Source organism: Variovorax sp. WDL1 (assembly GCF_001541225.1).
In the GTDB taxonomy this organism is placed as follows: Bacteria; Pseudomonadota; Gammaproteobacteria; order Burkholderiales; family Burkholderiaceae_C; genus Variovorax.
Map to the genome: position 1 here is coordinate 1 of NZ_LMTS01000298.1, position 15,433 is coordinate 15,433.

Genomic DNA, 15,433 nt, shown 5'->3' on the forward strand with positions numbered 1-15,433 from the left:
TTCATCAACCCGGCGGCCAGCACCGCCATCGCGAGCAGCACCGGCGGCACGTCTACAGAACTCGCCGCGGGCTTCACGCTCGGGCTGAGCAAATCGACCAGCCTCTACGGCGAGCTCGGCAAGCTGTGGGACTCGGGCGGAGACACCCGCGCGAAGTCGCAGCTCAACGCCTCGGCGGGGGTGCGGGTGCGGTGGTAGGCTGAACGCGCGCTCGACGCGCGCAGTGCCGAGGCGGCGCGTCACGGCCACGAACCCATGATGGCAGCTGCCCAGCTCAGCATGCCGCGGCGACCTCGGCGGTGGCACGCCAAATCTAGAATTGGGCCATGTCTCTCAAAGAGCTCGATTTCCATGGCCAGCCCGCATTGCGCCTCTCCCTGCCCGAGGGCAGTGCCTGCACGGTCGCGCTGCACGGCGCCCATGTGCTGTCCTGGACTACGGCGGATGGCGTCGAGCGCCTCTACCTCAGCCCGGAGGCGCGCTTCGATGGCCAGAGCGCGATCCGTGGCGGCGTGCCGGTGTGCTGGCCCCAGTTCAATCAGCGCGGGCCGCTACCCAAGCACGGCTTCGTGCGCAATGTCGCCTGGCGGGCCGAACCGGCTGGCGCAGAGGACAAGCCCGACACCCTCGTCTTCTCGCTGCACGACGACGAAGCCACGCGGGCGATCTGGCCGCATGCCTTCCACGCCAGGCTGGCAGTGACCCTGGCGCCCCGCTCGCTGCGGGTGGCGCTCGCCATCGACAACACCGGTGGAGCGCCCTGGTCCTTTGCGGCCGCGCTGCACAGCTACCTGCGCGTCGACGACCTCGCCCACGCGTCGCTGGAAGGCCTGCAGGGCGCCAACCGCTGGGACGCGGTGCGTGACGATCGCCACGTGGACCTCGCGCCCGCGCTGCGCTTCGGCACCGAGTTCGACAGCGTCTACGCGGCGCCCGCGAAGCCCCTGCACCTGGTGCAGCCTTCGGGCACGCTCGAGATCGCGCAGAGCGCGAGCTGCACCGAGACGGTGGTCTGGAACCCCGGCCCCGAACTGTCCGCCCGGCTCCCGGATTTGCCCGACGACGGCTGGCGCCACATGCTCTGTGTCGAGGCTGCGCGCATCGACGAGCCCGTGCTGCTGGCGCCGGGCGGGAGCTGGCAAGGCTGGCAGCAGCTCACCGTCCTCTGAACCCCATCCCCTCCGAACCCACCATGCTTGCCAAGCGCATCATTCCGTGCCTCGACGTGACCGGCGGCCGCGTCGTCAAGGGCGTCAACTTCCTCGAGCTGCGCGATGCCGGCGATCCGGTCGAGATTGCGGCGCGCTACAACGCCCAGGGTGCCGACGAGCTGACCTTCCTGGACATTACGGCCACCAGCGACGACCGCGACCTGATCCTGCCGATCATCGAAGCGGTCGCCTCGCAGGTCTTCATTCCGCTGACCGTCGGCGGTGGCGTGCGCACAGTCGAAGATGTGCGCCGGCTGCTCAATGCGGGCGCCGACAAGACCAGCTTCAACTCGGCCGCCATCGCGAATCCGCAGGTCATCGAGGACGCCTCGCGCAAGTACGGCGCCCAGTGCATCGTGGTCGCGATCGACGCCAAGCGGCGCTCCGCCGAGGACGAGGCGGAGCGCGGCCCGGGCTGGGATGTCTACAGTCATGGCGGCCGCAAGAACACCGGCCTGGACGCGGTGCAATGGGCGGTCGAGATGGCACGCCGCGGCGCCGGTGAGATCCTGCTGACCAGCATGGACCGCGACGGCACCAGGAGCGGCTTCGATCTTGCGCTTACGCGTGCGGTGAGCGACGCGGTGAGCGTGCCGGTGATCGCCTCCGGCGGCGTCGGCAGCCTCGACGACCTGGCCGACGGCATCCAGGCCGGTGGCGCCGACGCAGTTCTGGCGGCCAGCATCTTCCACTACGGCGAATACACCGTCGGCGAGGCCAAGGCCTGCATGGCGGCGCGCGGAATTCCTGTTCGGATGTGAAGGGAAGCGGACATCCGTCCGCATCCGGCTTCCTGTCATGCGAATCCCCGACAATGTCCAACATGAACTGGCTAGACGAAGTGAAATGGGACGCGAGCGGCCTGGTGCCGGTGATCGCGCAGGAGCGCGGTAGCAAGGATGTGCTGATGTTCGCCTGGATGAACCGCGAGGCCCTGGCAAAGACTGCGGAGCTGGGGCGCGCCGTGTACTTCAGCCGTTCGCGCGGCAAGCTCTGGTTCAAGGGCGAGGAGTCGGGCCATGTGCAGACCGTGCACGAGATCCGCATGGACTGCGACAACGACGTGCTCCTGCTCAAGGTCACGCAGACCGGCCACGACCCCGGCATCGCCTGCCACACGGGGCGCCACAGCTGCTTCTTCAGCAAGTACGAGAACGGCGCGTGGACCATCACCGAGCCGGTCCTGAAAGACCCCGCAATGATCTACTCCGCCTCGCCTTAATGAGCACCGACGCCCCGCAACGCCCGATGGAAGACGCACTGGCCCGCCTGGCCACCGTGATCGAGAGCCGCCTGCCGGCGCATGGCGGTGATCCCGAGAAGAGCTACGTCGCGCGCCTGCTGCACCGCGGCCCCGACGCCTTCCTCAAGAAGATCGGCGAGGAGGCCACCGAGGTGGTGATGGCCGCCAAGGACGCAGACCATGGCGGGGAGCGCATGAAAATAGTGAACGAAGTGGCCGATCTCTGGTTCCACAGCATGGTGGCCCTGGCCCACTACGGCTTCTCCCCGCGCGACGTGGTGGCCGAGCTCGAACGGCGCGAGGGCACCAGTGGGATCGAGGAAAAGGCTCTGCGCAAGGCGAAAGACCGCGAAGCTTCCAACGACTGAGACCGAGAGGACGCCATGCCCAATGACATCGTCACCGTGGAACCCGATTCGTCGCTCAAGACCTGGGGCTGGATCAGTTACATCCTGCATCTGGTTGTTGCGGTGGGCGCCGTGCTGCCTGGCACGCAGGCCTCGATCGCGCTGCTGTTGATCGCGCTGGTCATCGACCTGGTCAAGCGTGACGATGCCGCCGGCAGTTGGCAGGCATCGCATTTCAGCTGGCGCATCCGATCTGTGCTGTGGGCCGGCTTGGCCTACATCCTGACCTCCTGGCTCTGGCTGCTGTTGCTGCTGCCCGGCTGGATCGCCTGGGCGCTTATTTCACTGTGGTTCCTCTACCGCATCGTCAAGGGGATGGTGCGCATGAATGCGGGCCGTTCCATGGAGCCTTCGAATGTCCTCTGATCCGAACTGCATCTTCTGCAAAATCGTCGCGGGGCAGATCCCCTCGCGCAAGGTCTACGAGGACGAGGAGCTGTTCGGCTTCCACGACATCGCGCCCTGGGCGCCCGTGCACTTCATGCTGGTGCCCAAGCGCCACATCCCCTCGATGGCCCAGGTCACGCCGGACGACGCAGCGCTGCTCGGCCGGATCATGACCCTCGCCCCCAAACTGGCCCTGGAGCAGGGCTGTCGGCCCTACCCGCAGGGCGGCTTCCGCATCGTCGTCAACACCGGCGCCGCGGGTGGGCAGGAAGTCCAGCATCTCCATGTGCACGTCATGGGCGGCCCCCGCCCCTGGCTCAAGGGTTGATATTCACCTTTCGCGGAGTGACAGCCCCCCGCGCCGACTAAAATCTGACACTTCTTCAGGAGTAATCCATGGGTTCACTTTCCATCTGGCACTGGCTGATCGTGCTGCTCGTCGTCGTGATGATCTTCGGCACCAAGAAGCTGCGCAACATGGGTTCCGACCTGGGCGGCGCGGTCAAGGGTTTCAAGGACGGCATGAAGGACGGCTCTGCGACCGAGACGCCCGCCACCCCCAATCCCCAGGTGAGCGCCAACGGCGCCAACGCCGACAAGTCGACCATCGACGTCGAAGCGCGCCAGAAGTCCTGATTCCGTGATCGACCTCGGCATCTCGAAAATTGCATTGATCGGCGCCGTCGCGCTGATCGTGATCGGCCCTGAGAAGCTGCCGCGGGTCGCGCGCACCGTCGGCACGCTGCTGGGCAAGGCCCAGCGTTACGTGAACGACGTCAAGGCCGAGGTCAACCGCTCGATGGACCTGGACGAACTGCGCAAGATGAAGGACACCGTCCAGGACGCGGCCCGGGATGTCGAGCACAGCATCCAGACCGGCGCCAGCGACTTCGAAAAGCAGTTCTCCGAGGTCGACCAGTCCAGCACCGAGCTGAGCGAGCCGGCGCCAAGCTACCCGGAGTACAAGCATCCGCGCAAGAAGTGGCGCCTGAAGCAGGGCGCCACGCCGCAGTGGTACAAGGCGCGCAACGGCGTGCGCACCCGGGCGCTTTCGGGCGCGGCGCGCGTGGCCCGCTATCGTCCCCACAAAATCAACTGAGAGCCGTCCGCTCGTTCCGGCCGCGCGCAGCGCGCCTTCTACCTTTGCCCGCAGCGCTCCCCCAAATGGCCGATTCCCCCGACAAGAACAAAGACGACGAGCTGGCCGGCACCGAGCAGCCTTTCGTCGCGCACCTGATGGAGCTGCGCGACCGTCTGCTCTACTGCGTCTACGGGCTCGCGGTCGCAGGCATCCTGCTGGCCATCTGGCCCGGCCCGAGCGGGCTGATCGACCTCATCGCGGTGCCGATTCGCGCCCACATGCCGCCCGACGCCAAGCTGATCGCGGTGGGCGTCTTTTCGCCCTTCTTCGTGCCGCTGAAGGCGCTGCTGATGGCGTCGGTGCTGCTCACCCTGCCGTGGCTCATGTACCAGGCCTGGATGTTCGTCGCCCCCGGTCTCTACAGCCACGAAAAGAAGTTCGCGCTGCCGCTCATCATCTTCGGCAGCTCCCTGGCCTATGCAGGCATCGCCTTCGTGCAGTTCTTCGTGCTCGACAAGATGTTCGGCTTCATCCAGAAATTCACGCCCGAGGCGGTGGCGGCCACGCCGGATATCGCGTCGTATGTCGAGGCGATTCTGTCGCTGTATCTTGCATTCGGCGTCGCCTTTCAGGTCCCGATCGTCGTGATGCTGCTCGTTCGCTTCGAAATGGTCACCATCGAGAAGTTGAAGAACTTCCGCGGCTACTTCATCGTCTTGGCTTTTGTCGTGGCAGCGGTGCTCACGCCGCCCGACGTGGTGTCGCAGCTTGCACTGGCGATCCCGATGTGCCTGCTCTACGAAGTGGGCATCGTGGCCGCGCGCTACTTCGTGAGGCACAGCAAAGCGCCCGAGGAAAGCGCCGATTCGGCGCAGCAGCCCTGAGCGGCCCGCCTATTCTGTGCGACGCATCGGTGTGCGGGGCCTCGGGCCCGGCGTGACGTCCAGCTCCATCTTGTCGCTGCCGCGCTGAAGCGCGAAGCGCGAAGCATTGCCGGGCTTGAGGCCCGCGACCGCCGTCAGCAGTTCCTGCACGTTGCCGATCTCCTTGTCGCCGACGCCGGTGATCACGTCCCCCGGGCGCACACCCGCCCGTGCGGCCGGGCCGTCCTGCAGGACGCCGGTGATGATCACACCCTTGCTGGCCTTGATGCCGAAGGTCTCCGCCAGCTCCGGCGAGAGGTCGTTGGGCTCGACGCCGATCCAGCCGCGCGTCACCTTGCCTTCCTTGACGATGTCTTCCAGCACCTGCTTGGCCGTCGAGACCGGAATCGCGAAGCCGATGCCCATGCTGCCGCCCGAGCGCGAGTAGATGGCGGTGTTGATGCCCTGGAGGTTGCCGTTGACGTCGACCAGCGCGCCCCCCGAGTTGCCGGGATTGATGGCTGCATCGGTCTGGATGAAATTCTCGAAGGTGTTGATGCCCAGCTGGTTGCGCCCCAGCGCCGACACGATGCCGCTGGTGACGGTCTGGCCGACGCCGAAGGGATTGCCGATGGCCAGCACCTGGTCGCCCACCTGCAGATTGTCCGAGTCGCCCAGCACGACCGCCGGCAGTTTGTCGAGCTCGATCTTGAGCACCGCCAGGTCGGTGTCGGGGTCGGTGCCGATCACCTTGCCGCGCGCGTGGCGGCTGTCGTTGAGCGTGACGTCGATCTCGTCGGCCCCTTCCACCACGTGGTTGTTGGTGAGGATGTAGCCATCGGCGCTGACGATCACGCCGCTGCCCAGCCCGATCTGCGGCTGGTCGCCCTGGTCGCCGAAGAAGAAGCGGAACCAAGGGTCATCGCTGCGCGGGCTGCGCCGCGCCGCCTTGCTGGTGTTGATGCTCACCACCGCCGGCGAGGCCTTCTTCGCCGCTGCGCTCAGGCTCCCGGGCGCGCTCGCCGAGGGACTGGACGCCGGCGCCTCGAGCACCGACACCACGCCGCCTAGCGACGTGGCGCGGCGGCCGATCCATTCGGGTTTGAGCGTTGCGACCACGAAATAAGCCGCGAGCATCACGGTCACGGCTTGGGCGAACAGCAGCCAGGTGCGTTTCATGAAGGAGAGAGGAGAAGAAGGTTGGTTGCGGCGTTGCCGTGAAAAGCCGGCTTCAAGAGCGACATTGTCCCTCAACGGTCGTCCGGTACCGGTGCGCATGAGCGGGAGGGGCAATTCCGATTGTTGCAGTCGACCCAGGGGAAACCCTGCCCCTGCACGCTGTCCAGCGCCTCCGGCGGCAGCATGGCGCGGCGAACCCCGTTTCAAGTCCCTATGCCGGGGTCACAATGGCGCGATGAGCACCACCCGACACGAGCTATTGCACGCCTTGAACCTGTTGCTCGCGCCCGAGCGCTTCAAGGACTACGGCCCCAACGGCCTGCAGGTCGAGGGCCGCACCTCGGTGCGCAAGATCGTCTCCGGCGTGACCGCGAGCTGCGCGCTGATCGAGGCGGCCATCCTTGCCGAGGCCGACGCGATCTTCGTCCACCACGGCCTGTTCTGGCGCGGACAGGACGGCCGCGTGACCGGATGGATGAAGCAGCGCCTGGGGCTGTTGCTCGGCGACGATGTAAACCTGTTCGCCTACCATCTGCCCCTCGACGCCCATCCCGAGCTCGGCAACAACGCCCAGCTCGGGCTGAAGCTGGGCCTGGTCGCACACGCGGGTGCGACCGGCCGCTTCGGCGACCAGGAGATCGGCTTCCTCGGCGCCCGCGGCAATGGCGAGACCTTCGCCAACGCCCGCGCGCTGGCCGCGGACGTGGAAAAGGCGCTCGGCAAGAAGATCACCCTGGTCGACGTGCCGGCGCCGCGGCCGATCCGCAACATCGCGTGGTGCACGGGCGGGGCGCAGGGCTATTTCGAGGCCGCGATCGCGGCTGGCGCCGATGCCTTCATCACCGGCGAGATCTCGGAGCCGCAGGCCCACTATGCGCGCGAGATGGGTGTCGCCTTCCTGGCCTGCGGCCACCATGCGACCGAGCGCTACGGTGCGCCGGCGGTGGCGGCCCATGTGGCCGCGCAGCTGGGCCTTGCGCACGAGTTCATCGACATAGACAACCCGGCGTGAAGAGTCAGGCCCTCGCCATCACACTGGGCGATCCTGCGGGCATCGGCCCGGAGATCATCGCCCGTGCCTTTCGCGATGCGCCCGAGCTCACCCGGGGCTGCTTCGTGGTAGGTGACCTGGGAATCGTGCGCCAGGCGGCGCAGGCGCTCGAGGCGCCGGGACGACTTGCGCTGCCGATTGCATTGATCGAGGCGCCGGCCGAGGCCCTGGCCGTGCCGCCCTGCTGCATTCCCGTACTGCAGGCGGTGCGCCCGCCCGATGCGGCGATCGCGCCCGGCGCGATCAGCGCGCTCGCCGGCCGCATCGCGGGCGACTGCGTGGTCTGGGCTGCGCGCGCTGCCTTGCGCGGCGAGGTGGCGGCGATCGTGACCGCGCCGCTGCACAAGGAGGCGCTGGCCGCTGCCGGCTATGCCTTTCCTGGGCACACCGAACTGCTGCAGGCCGAGGCCGCGGCCCACCTGGGCCGGCCGGTGGCCGATGTCCCGGTGCGCATGATGCTGGCCAACGACGAACTGCGCACCGTGCTCGTGAGTATCCACATGTCCTTGCGTGCGGCGATCGATGCCGTCAGCTTCGAAGGCGTGCTGGAGACGCTGCGCATCGCGCACGACGCGCTGTCGTCGCTGCTGGGGCGCGCGCCGAAGATCGGCGTCGCCGGCCTCAATCCGCACGCGGGGGAGGGGGGGCTTTTCGGGACGGAGGAGCGCGACATCATCGCGCCGGCCATTGCGGCCGCACGTGCCCAGGGTATCGCCGCCGACGGGCCGCACGCGCCGGACACCGTCTTCATGCGCGCCCGCGCCACTGCGCAGCATGCCGGCGAGTTCGACGTGGTGGTCGCGATGTATCACGACCAGGGCCTGATCCCGGTCAAGTACATGGGCGTGGAGAAGGGCGTGAACGTGACGCTGGGGCTGCCGCTGGTGCGCACCAGCCCCGATCACGGCACCGCCTTCGACATTGCGGGCAGCGGCCGCGCAGATGCGAGCAGCCTGATCGAGGCGATCCGGATGGCGCGCGTGCTGGCCTTCAGGGGCGCTTGAGGCTGTCGCGGATCTCGCGCAGCAGCACGATGTCCTCGGGCGGAGCGGCCGGCGGTGGTGCTGGCTCGCCCGTGCGGCGCAGCCGGTTGATCTGCTTGACCATCAGGAAAATGATGAAGGCGAGGATCGCGAAGTTCACCGCGATGGTGATGAAGTTGCCATACGCCAGCACAGGCACGCCGGCCTTCTTGAGATCGGCCAGGTTGTTGGCCACGCCGGGCGGTATCGTGCCCAGTACCACGTAGAGGTTCGAGAAGTCGAGCTTGCCGAACACCAGGCCCACCACCGGCATGATGATGTCGGCCACGACGGAATCGACGATCTTGCCGAAGGCGGCGCCGATGATCACGCCGACCGCGAGATCGACCACGTTGCCCTTGACGGCGAACTCGCGAAATTCCTTCAGGAAACTCATTGGCCTACCTCGCGTGCTTGTTGTTGGACCGCGGCAGTATAGAGGGCCACCTGGCCTGGGCCCGCGCCTCGCGCTCGCGTTGAATTCGCTTGTGACGCTCCGCTACAATCGTCGGTTGACCCAAGCCCCCATCGAAGAAGACTGAGGACCCCCATGAGTGACATCTCCGTCGGCCGCCAGCGGATCGACAGCAGCAAGCGGACGTGGTTGATCGCATCAGGCTGTGCCGGCGCAGTGGGCGGAGTGGCCACCGCCATCCCGTTCGTCAGCACCTTCCAGCCTTCTGAAAAAGCCAATGCCGCCGGCGCACCGGTCGAGGTCGACATCGGTGGCCTGCAGCCGGGCGAGAAGCTGACCGTCGAATGGCGCGGCAAGCCGGTGTGGATCCTCAAGCGTTCTGCGGCCCAGCTCGCCGAGCTGCCCAAGCTCGACGGCCAGCTCGCCGATCCCCAATCCAAGCGCAACCCCGACGAGTTCACTCCCGAGTACGCGCGCAACGAGAACCGCTCGATCAAGCCCGACGTCCTGGTGGTCGTCGGCATTTGCACCCACCTCGGCTGCTCGCCGATCGACAAGCTCCAGGCCGGCCCGCAGCCCTCGCTGCCCGACGACTGGAACGGCGGCTTCCTCTGCCCCTGCCACGGTTCGACCTTCGACCTGGCCGGCCGCGTCTTCAAGAACAAGCCGGCGCCCGACAACCTGCCGGTGCCGCCGCACATGTACCTCTCCGACACGCGCCTTCTGATCGGCGAAGACAAGAAGGCCTGAGGAGCAAAAGGAACATGGCTGAATTCAAGGAAATCTCGCCCAACGCCCCCGCCGGCGAAAAGCTGCTGAACTGGGTCGACAACCGCTTCCCGCTGACCAAGCTGTGGAACGACCAGTGGGGCCAGTACTACGCGCCGAAGAACTTCAACTTCTGGTACATCTTCGGCTCGCTGGCCATGCTGGTCCTCGTGATCCAGATCGTGACCGGCATCTTCCTCGTGATGCACTACAAGCCCGATGCGGCGCTGGCCTTCGCCTCGGTCGAGTACATCATGCGCGACGTGCCCTGGGGCTGGCTGATCCGCTACATGCACTCGACGGGTGCCTCGGCTTTCTTCATCGTCGTGTACCTGCACATGTTCCGCGGCCTGATCTACGGCAGCTACCGCAAGCCGCGCGAGCTGATCTGGATCTTCGGCTGCGCCATCTTCCTGTGCCTGATGGCCGAGGCGTTCATGGGCTACCTGCTGCCCTGGGGGCAGATGAGCTACTGGGGCGCGCAGGTGATCGTGAACCTGTTCTCCGCCATTCCCTTCGTCGGTCCCGACCTGGCCCTGCTGATCCGCGGCGACTACGTGGTGAGCGACGCCACGCTCAACCGCTTCTTCAGCTTCCACGTGATCGCGGTGCCGCTGGTGCTGCTGGGCCTGGTGGTCGCACACCTGATCGCCCTGCACGAGGTCGGCTCGAACAACCCAGATGGCATCGAGATCAAGGCCAAGCGCGGTCCCGACGGCCATCCGCTCGACGGCATCCCCTCGCATCCCTACTACACGGTGCATGACATCTTCGGCGTGGTGGTGTTCCTCACCATCTTCTCGGCGGTGATCTTCTTCGCGCCCGAGGCCGGCGGCTACTTCCTGGAGTACAACAACTTCATCCCTGCCGATTCACTGAAGACGCCGAACCACATCGCGCCGGTCTGGTACTTCACGCCCTACTATTCGATGCTGCGCGCGATCACCGGCGAGATGATGTATGCGCTGATCGCCTGCGTGATCGCGGCCGCCGTCTTCGGCGTCTGGAAAGCGCGGGTCGCCGCAATCTTCAAGGCCGTCATCGTGATCGTCGCCGTCGGCGTCGCCGCCATGATGCTGTCGATCGACGCCAAGTTCTGGGGCGTGGTCGTGATGGGCGGCGCGGTCATCATCCTGTTCTTCCTGCCCTGGCTGGACCACAGCCCGGTGCGCTCGATCCGCTACCGTCCGAGCTGGCACTGGTACCTGTACGGCCTGTTCGTCATCAACTTCGTGGTCCTCGCCTACCTGGGCGTACAGCCGCCCTCGCCGATGGGCGAGCGCGTGTCGCAGGTGGGTACGCTCTTCTATTTCGGTTTCTTCCTGCTGATGCCGTGGTGGAGCCGCATCGGCGAATTCAAGCCGGTGCCCGAGCGCGTGACGTTCCACGCGCACTGAGAGAGCCGGAGCACACAGCAATGAAGAAACTGATCCTCACGTTGATTGCAGCGCTCGGCATCGTGGCCGGCGCGAATGCCGCCGAGGGCGGCATCGCCTGGGACAAGGCGCCGAACAAGACCAACGACCTGGCCGCCCTGCAGAATGGCGCCAAGCTGTTCGTCAACTACTGCCTCAACTGCCATTCGGCGGCGTTCATGCGCTTCAACCGGCTGCAGGACATCGGCATCACCGAGCAGCAGATCAAGGACAACCTGCTGTTCACGACCGACAAGGTCGGCGAGACCATGAAGGCCAACCTCGACCCGGCCCAGGCCAAGGCCTGGTTCGGCGGCGTTCCGCCCGACCTCACCCTGGTCGCCCGCTCGCGCGCCGGCCACGGCGGCTCCGGGGCCGACTATCTCTACACCTACCTGCGCACTTTCTACCGCGACGACACCAAGGCGACCGGCTGGAACAACCTGGTGTTCCCGAGCGTCGGCATGCCCCACGCGCTGTGGGAGCTGCAGGGCGATCGCCGCCCGGTCTTCGACAAGGTCGAGTCCCATGGCCATGCGGCCGAGGTGTTCAAGGGCTGGGAGCAGGTCGCGCCCGGCACCATGACGCCGCTCCAGTACGACCAGGCGATGGGCGACCTCGTGGCCTACATGCAGTGGATGGCCGAGCCGGCGCAGAACACCCGCATCCGCGTCGGTGTCTGGGTCATGCTGTTCCTGGTCATGGCGCTGGTCTTCGTGTGGCGTCTCAACGCCTCGTACTGGAAAGACGTGAAGTAACAGAGGGAACGCGGCCCGGCTTTTGCGGGCACGCGTCCTTGCGGAGTGGGTTGCCGAGAGCAACCCACTCTTTTTAGTTTTTAGGAGCCTTAAGCCATGATGGTCTTGTATTCAGGAACGACCTGCCCCTTCTCCCATCGTTGCCGCTTCGTGCTGTTCGAAAAAGGCATGGACTTCGAGATCCGCGACGTCGATCTCTACAACAAGCCCGAGGACATCAGCGTGATGAACCCGTACGGCCAGGTGCCGATCCTGGTCGAGCGCGACCTGATCCTCTACGAGTCGAACATCATCAACGAGTACATCGACGAGCGCTTCCCGCATCCCCAGCTGATGCCCGGCGACCCTGTCGACCGTGCCCGCGTGCGCCTCTTCCTGCTCAATTTCGAGAAGGAGCTCTTCGTCCATGTTTCCACGCTCGAGAACCGCAGTGCCAAGGGCAACGAGAAAGCGCTGGAAAAGGCCCGCTCGCACATCCGCGACCGGCTGACCCAGCTCGCGCCCGTGTTCCTCAAGAACAAATACATGCTCGGCGACAATTTCTCGATGCTGGATGTCGCCATTGCGCCGCTGCTCTGGCGCCTCGATTACTATGGCATCGACCTGAGCAAGAACGCGGCACCACTGCTGAAGTACGCCGAGCGCATCTTCTCGCGCCCGGCCTACATTGAAGCGCTGACGCCGTCCGAAAAGGTCATGCGCAAGTAAACGCCGAACGCTGCTGCTTTTCCATGATCAATGCGCTGGAGTCCTCTTCGACCCGCCCGTACCTGATCCGGGCGCTGTACGAATGGTGCACGGACAACGGCTTCACCCCCTACGTGGCGGTGCAAGTCGACGATACCGTGCAGGTGCCGCGCGAGTATGTGAAGAACGGCGAGATCGTGCTGAACATCAGCTTCGATGCGACCAGCTCGCTCAAGCTGGGCAACGACTTCATCGAGTTCAAGGCCCGCTTCGCGGGTACCGCGCGCGAGATCAGCGTGCCTGTCGGCCGCGTGATCGCCATCTATGCGCGCGAGAACGGGCAGGGCATGGCCTTTCCAGCGCCGGCTCCCGCCGCGGCGCCGGCCGATGCCGGCGGCACGCAGGCCGGCCTGGCAGCGCCCGCGGCGCGCGCGCCCTTGCGCGATGCCTCCCGCGGCACGGAAGCCGATGCCGGCAAGGTGGTGCACCTGATCAGCGGCGAGGGCGCGGCGGAGGATGCCACGGCAACGCCGACCGCATCCACGCCTTCGGACCCGGAAGATCCACCGCGGCCGCCGGGTGCGGGCGGTTCGCGCCCTTCGCTGAAACGAATCAAGTAAGCAGCAGAAGCGACCGGACGGCGCCGCGCGGGGCGCCGTTAGAATCAACGCCCATTCCGATGCCGCTTTAGCTCAGTTGGTAGAGCAACCGCCTTGTAAGCGGTAGGTCGTCAGTTCGATTCCGACAAGCGGCACCACAAACAAGCCCAGATGAGTCCAAGACCATCCGGGCTTTCCTCTTTCTCCCTCTGGAAACCCACGATGATTGTCCGATGTCGTCCGGGTAATCATAGTTGAATCCGGGGGCACATGGGGGCATCAATGGGGGAACATGGCAAAGGGCAGGGGGCACAACAGCAGTTTGCGCATGGCACGACAGGGACAACTCATCAGCGGTAGAGGAGGGCGTGTTGGCACCCTACCAGCAGTAGACTTCGCGAAGCCCAAAAAGTACGGACAAGCAAGGAGCGAGGAGCTATGTCAAAGGCGGCGCCATGAAGATCACACGAAACGCTGACGCCGCGCCACGCGGGGAGATGTCGTGGGAGACCCGCTGGGATGGCCCTGACAAGGGCCTAATCGTGAGTTGGGAACGAGGTCGCGAGAAGCGCCGCGAAGACCCTGGGCTTGCTGCTCGCGCGGTTGCAGGTGAACTCGTTGTACTCCCGTGGAAGGGCGGCGTCGAGAGGGCGATCAAGGCCAGAAAGTACGGGCCCTTTCACTACCTCGCTATGTGGCAGGGGCTGCGCGGTGATCCACTCGAAATCGATACCAGTGCTGAGGTCACATTGGTGTGCTCGAAGTTTGGTGTGTCGGTGACGTTCACCGCGGATGACAGCAAGTACCGCAATGCGGTCTGAGAGCGCCATGGACTTCACGGTGATCGATGTGGAGACTGCAAACGCGGACATGGGGTCCATTTGCCAAATCGGCATCGCCCGCTTTGCGCATGGAGAACTCGCAGAGGCATGGTCCAGCCTCGTGGACCCTGAGGAGCACTTCGACCCGATCAATGTATCGATTCACGGCCTGACTCACGAGCATGTGGCTGGACATCCGAACTTTGCCGCCGTCGCGGGAGAGCTTCGGAGACGCCTAGAGAACACTGTTTGCGTCTGTCACACGCATTTTGACCGGGTGGCGCTTTCCCGAGCCCATGAGAAATACACGCAGCCCTCGTTTTCAATCTCGTGGCTCGACAGTGCCCGTGTCGTTCGTCGGACGTGGCCCGAGTTCTCACGCAGCGGGTATGGCCTGGCGAACGTCTGCGCAAAGTTGGGCTACTCGTTTGCTCATCATGACGCCCTGGAAGACGCGAAGGCGGCCGGCTTCGTCCTCGTTGCCGCTATGCGTGAATCCAAGCTGGACCTTGCTGGATGGATGCATCGAGTCCGCTTGCCGATCAACCCTGGCATGTCTTCCTCTGGCGCCCCCGTCGCTCGCGAGGGGAACCCTGAGGGGCCGCTCCACGGCGAAGTCTTAGCCTTCACGGGTGCGCTCTCTGTGCCTCGGGCTCAGGCTGCAGACGTGGCGGCAAGGATCGGCTGCGAAGTTGCCCCAGGCGTGACCAAGCGTACAACACTCCTCGTTGTTGGGGATCAGGATGCATACAAGCTGGCGGGCCATGAAAAAAGTTCCAAGCATCGCAAGGCCGAAGAGATGGTCCAGCATGGGCATCGCTTGAGAATCGTCCGAGAGTCGGACTTCTTCGCGATTGCTGAAGCTTGCGCCGAAGGCTCATGAATTCGCGGATGCACTTGGCAGGGGAGGCGGCGCCGGCCGTCAGGCAGTGCCTGGAACTTATCGGGCAGTTTGAGGCCAAGTTCGGCAAGAGCCCACTGGTGGACCCCGACTCGATGCCCCGTTCGGTATGGATCGGCCTGATGAAGCAAGCCATGGAGGCCGGCGATATACCGGCGCAACTGCGCGACCGGATGGGCTTCGTGACCAGCGTGCGGGAGGGTTGCGCGATGACCAATGACGACCCGAACCGGCCTGAGACGGAGGAGGACGGGAAGAAGGCTGGGGCGCTGCGGATGGCGCGGTTCAGGCACCATAACGAGCAACTCTCGTTCGGCTCCCGGGCCGATCCCGCACCCCCAGAGGAGCCGCGGCGTCGCAAGGCCAGAGCTCTTGGCATGTTCGAGGAACGCAACCTGGAGGGCGACGACGAGATGGTGATCGGCAAGTCGGGGCCGCTGCCGCCGAACGTCAAGTGGCCGTTTCCGAAGGCGGCCGAATAGCCCGTGAGGCCCGATGGAATGGCACGCCGCCCGCGCCGTCGAGCAACAAGGAACAAACTACGACCATGCCCCTGAAGAAGATGACCCGCGGGGATGTGAAGGCGTGGCTCGGCAGCGGGCTTGTGCTGCCCGCACAGAAGCCG

General features: G+C 65.6%; 22 protein-coding genes and 1 tRNA gene. 21 read left to right on the forward strand and 2 right to left on the reverse strand.

What is annotated here, in order from left to right; translation table 11 throughout:
- The 10 genes from APY03_RS42965 to tatC all read left to right on the forward strand — a co-directional run.
- Nucleotides 1-198 (forward strand): hypothetical protein (locus tag APY03_RS42965; protein WP_198161362.1); only part of this gene is annotated, 198 nt, incomplete at its 5' end.
- 128 nt (nt 199-326) lie between these two features.
- The gene (locus APY03_RS35435; protein WP_068684823.1) at nt 327-1,169 is read left to right on the forward strand and encodes a D-hexose-6-phosphate mutarotase; all 843 of its coding nucleotides are present in this window, start codon (nt 327-329) and stop codon (nt 1,167-1,169) included.
- 23 nt (nt 1,170-1,192) lie between these two features.
- Nucleotides 1,193-1,972 (forward strand): imidazole glycerol phosphate synthase subunit HisF, encoded by a 780-nt coding sequence (gene hisF / locus APY03_RS35440; RefSeq protein WP_068684824.1) that lies wholly within the window; start codon nt 1,193-1,195, stop codon nt 1,970-1,972.
- A gap of 53 nt (nt 1,973-2,025) precedes the next feature.
- Nucleotides 2,026-2,433, forward strand: coding sequence for a phosphoribosyl-AMP cyclohydrolase (gene hisI / locus APY03_RS35445; protein WP_174262789.1), 408 nt, complete (start codon nt 2,026-2,028; stop codon nt 2,431-2,433).
- A complete protein-coding gene (locus APY03_RS35450; protein ID WP_068684826.1) occupies nt 2,433-2,822 on the forward strand; it encodes a phosphoribosyl-ATP diphosphatase in 390 nt (129 codons plus the stop codon). The genes hisI and APY03_RS35450 overlap by 1 nt, the downstream gene beginning before the upstream one ends.
- 15 nt (nt 2,823-2,837) lie before the next feature.
- Entirely contained in the window at nt 2,838-3,227 is a 390-nt protein-coding gene (locus APY03_RS35455; protein WP_068684828.1) for a DUF4870 family protein, read from the forward strand.
- On the forward strand, nt 3,217-3,576 hold the full coding sequence (locus APY03_RS35460; protein ID WP_068684831.1) for a histidine triad nucleotide-binding protein: 360 nt from the start codon (nt 3,217-3,219) through the stop codon (nt 3,574-3,576). Before APY03_RS35455 ends, APY03_RS35460 begins: the two co-directional genes overlap by 11 nt.
- Nucleotides 3,577-3,644: 68 nt before the next feature.
- Entirely contained in the window at nt 3,645-3,884 is a 240-nt protein-coding gene (gene tatA / locus APY03_RS35465; protein WP_068684832.1) for a Sec-independent protein translocase subunit TatA, read from the forward strand.
- 4 nt (nt 3,885-3,888) lie between these two features.
- On the forward strand, nt 3,889-4,347 hold the full coding sequence (gene tatB, locus APY03_RS35470) for a Sec-independent protein translocase protein TatB (protein WP_068684834.1): 459 nt from the start codon (nt 3,889-3,891) through the stop codon (nt 4,345-4,347).
- A gap of 65 nt (nt 4,348-4,412) precedes the next feature.
- Nucleotides 4,413-5,213, forward strand: a complete 801-nt coding sequence (gene tatC / locus APY03_RS35475) for a twin-arginine translocase subunit TatC (protein ID WP_068684836.1) — start codon at nt 4,413-4,415, stop codon at nt 5,211-5,213.
- 9 nt (nt 5,214-5,222) lie between these two features.
- On the opposite strand, the gene APY03_RS35480 is transcribed toward tatC, so the two are convergent.
- Nucleotides 5,223-6,371 (reverse strand): S1C family serine protease, encoded by a 1,149-nt coding sequence (locus APY03_RS35480; protein WP_068684838.1) that lies wholly within the window; start codon nt 6,369-6,371, stop codon nt 5,223-5,225.
- Nucleotides 6,372-6,606: 235 nt separating this feature from the next.
- Between APY03_RS35480 and APY03_RS35485 the strand changes: the two genes are divergently transcribed.
- Both APY03_RS35485 and pdxA read left to right on the forward strand, forming a co-directional pair.
- Nucleotides 6,607-7,383, forward strand: a complete 777-nt coding sequence (locus tag APY03_RS35485) for a Nif3-like dinuclear metal center hexameric protein (protein ID WP_068684840.1) — start codon at nt 6,607-6,609, stop codon at nt 7,381-7,383.
- A complete protein-coding gene (gene pdxA / locus APY03_RS35490; RefSeq protein ID WP_068684842.1) occupies nt 7,380-8,426 on the forward strand; it encodes a 4-hydroxythreonine-4-phosphate dehydrogenase PdxA in 1,047 nt (348 codons plus the stop codon). Before APY03_RS35485 ends, pdxA begins: the two co-directional genes overlap by 4 nt.
- On the opposite strand, the gene mscL is transcribed toward pdxA, so the two are convergent.
- Entirely contained in the window at nt 8,413-8,841 is a 429-nt protein-coding gene (gene mscL / locus APY03_RS35495; protein ID WP_068684844.1) for a large conductance mechanosensitive channel protein MscL, read from the reverse strand. The genes pdxA and mscL overlap by 14 nt on opposite strands.
- A gap of 153 nt (nt 8,842-8,994) precedes the next feature.
- On the opposite strand from mscL, the gene petA reads away from it, so the two are divergent.
- The 9 genes from petA (at nt 8,995) to APY03_RS35540 (ending at nt 15,290) form a co-directional block, all read left to right on the forward strand.
- Nucleotides 8,995-9,609: a ubiquinol-cytochrome c reductase iron-sulfur subunit gene (petA, locus tag APY03_RS35500; protein WP_068684846.1), complete on the forward strand. Its 615-nt coding sequence runs from the start codon at nt 8,995-8,997 to the stop codon at nt 9,607-9,609.
- Nucleotides 9,610-9,623: 14 nt separating this feature from the next.
- The gene (locus tag APY03_RS35505) at nt 9,624-11,024 is read left to right on the forward strand and encodes a cytochrome b (protein ID WP_068684848.1); all 1,401 of its coding nucleotides are present in this window, start codon (nt 9,624-9,626) and stop codon (nt 11,022-11,024) included.
- A gap of 20 nt (nt 11,025-11,044) precedes the next feature.
- Complete coding sequence (locus APY03_RS35510) at nt 11,045-11,800, forward strand: cytochrome c1 (RefSeq protein WP_068684850.1); 756 nt, start codon at nt 11,045-11,047, stop codon at nt 11,798-11,800.
- A gap of 96 nt (nt 11,801-11,896) precedes the next feature.
- Nucleotides 11,897-12,508 carry a glutathione S-transferase N-terminal domain-containing protein gene (locus tag APY03_RS35515; protein WP_068684852.1) on the forward strand — a complete coding sequence of 204 codons (612 nt, stop codon included), beginning with the start codon at nt 11,897-11,899 and terminating at the stop codon, nt 12,506-12,508.
- A 23-nt stretch (nt 12,509-12,531) separates the two neighbouring features.
- Complete coding sequence (locus tag APY03_RS35520) at nt 12,532-13,107, forward strand: ClpXP protease specificity-enhancing factor (RefSeq protein WP_068684854.1); 576 nt, start codon at nt 12,532-12,534, stop codon at nt 13,105-13,107.
- 61 nt (nt 13,108-13,168) lie between these two features.
- Nucleotides 13,169-13,244 (forward strand) — tRNA-Thr (locus APY03_RS35525).
- Between the two features lie 297 nt (nt 13,245-13,541).
- Nucleotides 13,542-13,907 (forward strand): hypothetical protein, encoded by a 366-nt coding sequence (locus APY03_RS35530; protein WP_068684856.1) that lies wholly within the window; start codon nt 13,542-13,544, stop codon nt 13,905-13,907.
- Nucleotides 13,908-13,914: 7 nt separating this feature from the next.
- Nucleotides 13,915-14,790: an exonuclease domain-containing protein gene (locus APY03_RS35535; RefSeq protein ID WP_068684862.1), complete on the forward strand. Its 876-nt coding sequence runs from the start codon at nt 13,915-13,917 to the stop codon at nt 14,788-14,790.
- Entirely contained in the window at nt 14,787-15,290 is a 504-nt protein-coding gene (locus tag APY03_RS35540) for a hypothetical protein (RefSeq protein ID WP_146039710.1), read from the forward strand. Before APY03_RS35535 ends, APY03_RS35540 begins: the two co-directional genes overlap by 4 nt.
- Nucleotides 15,291-15,433 lie beyond the last annotated feature (143 nt).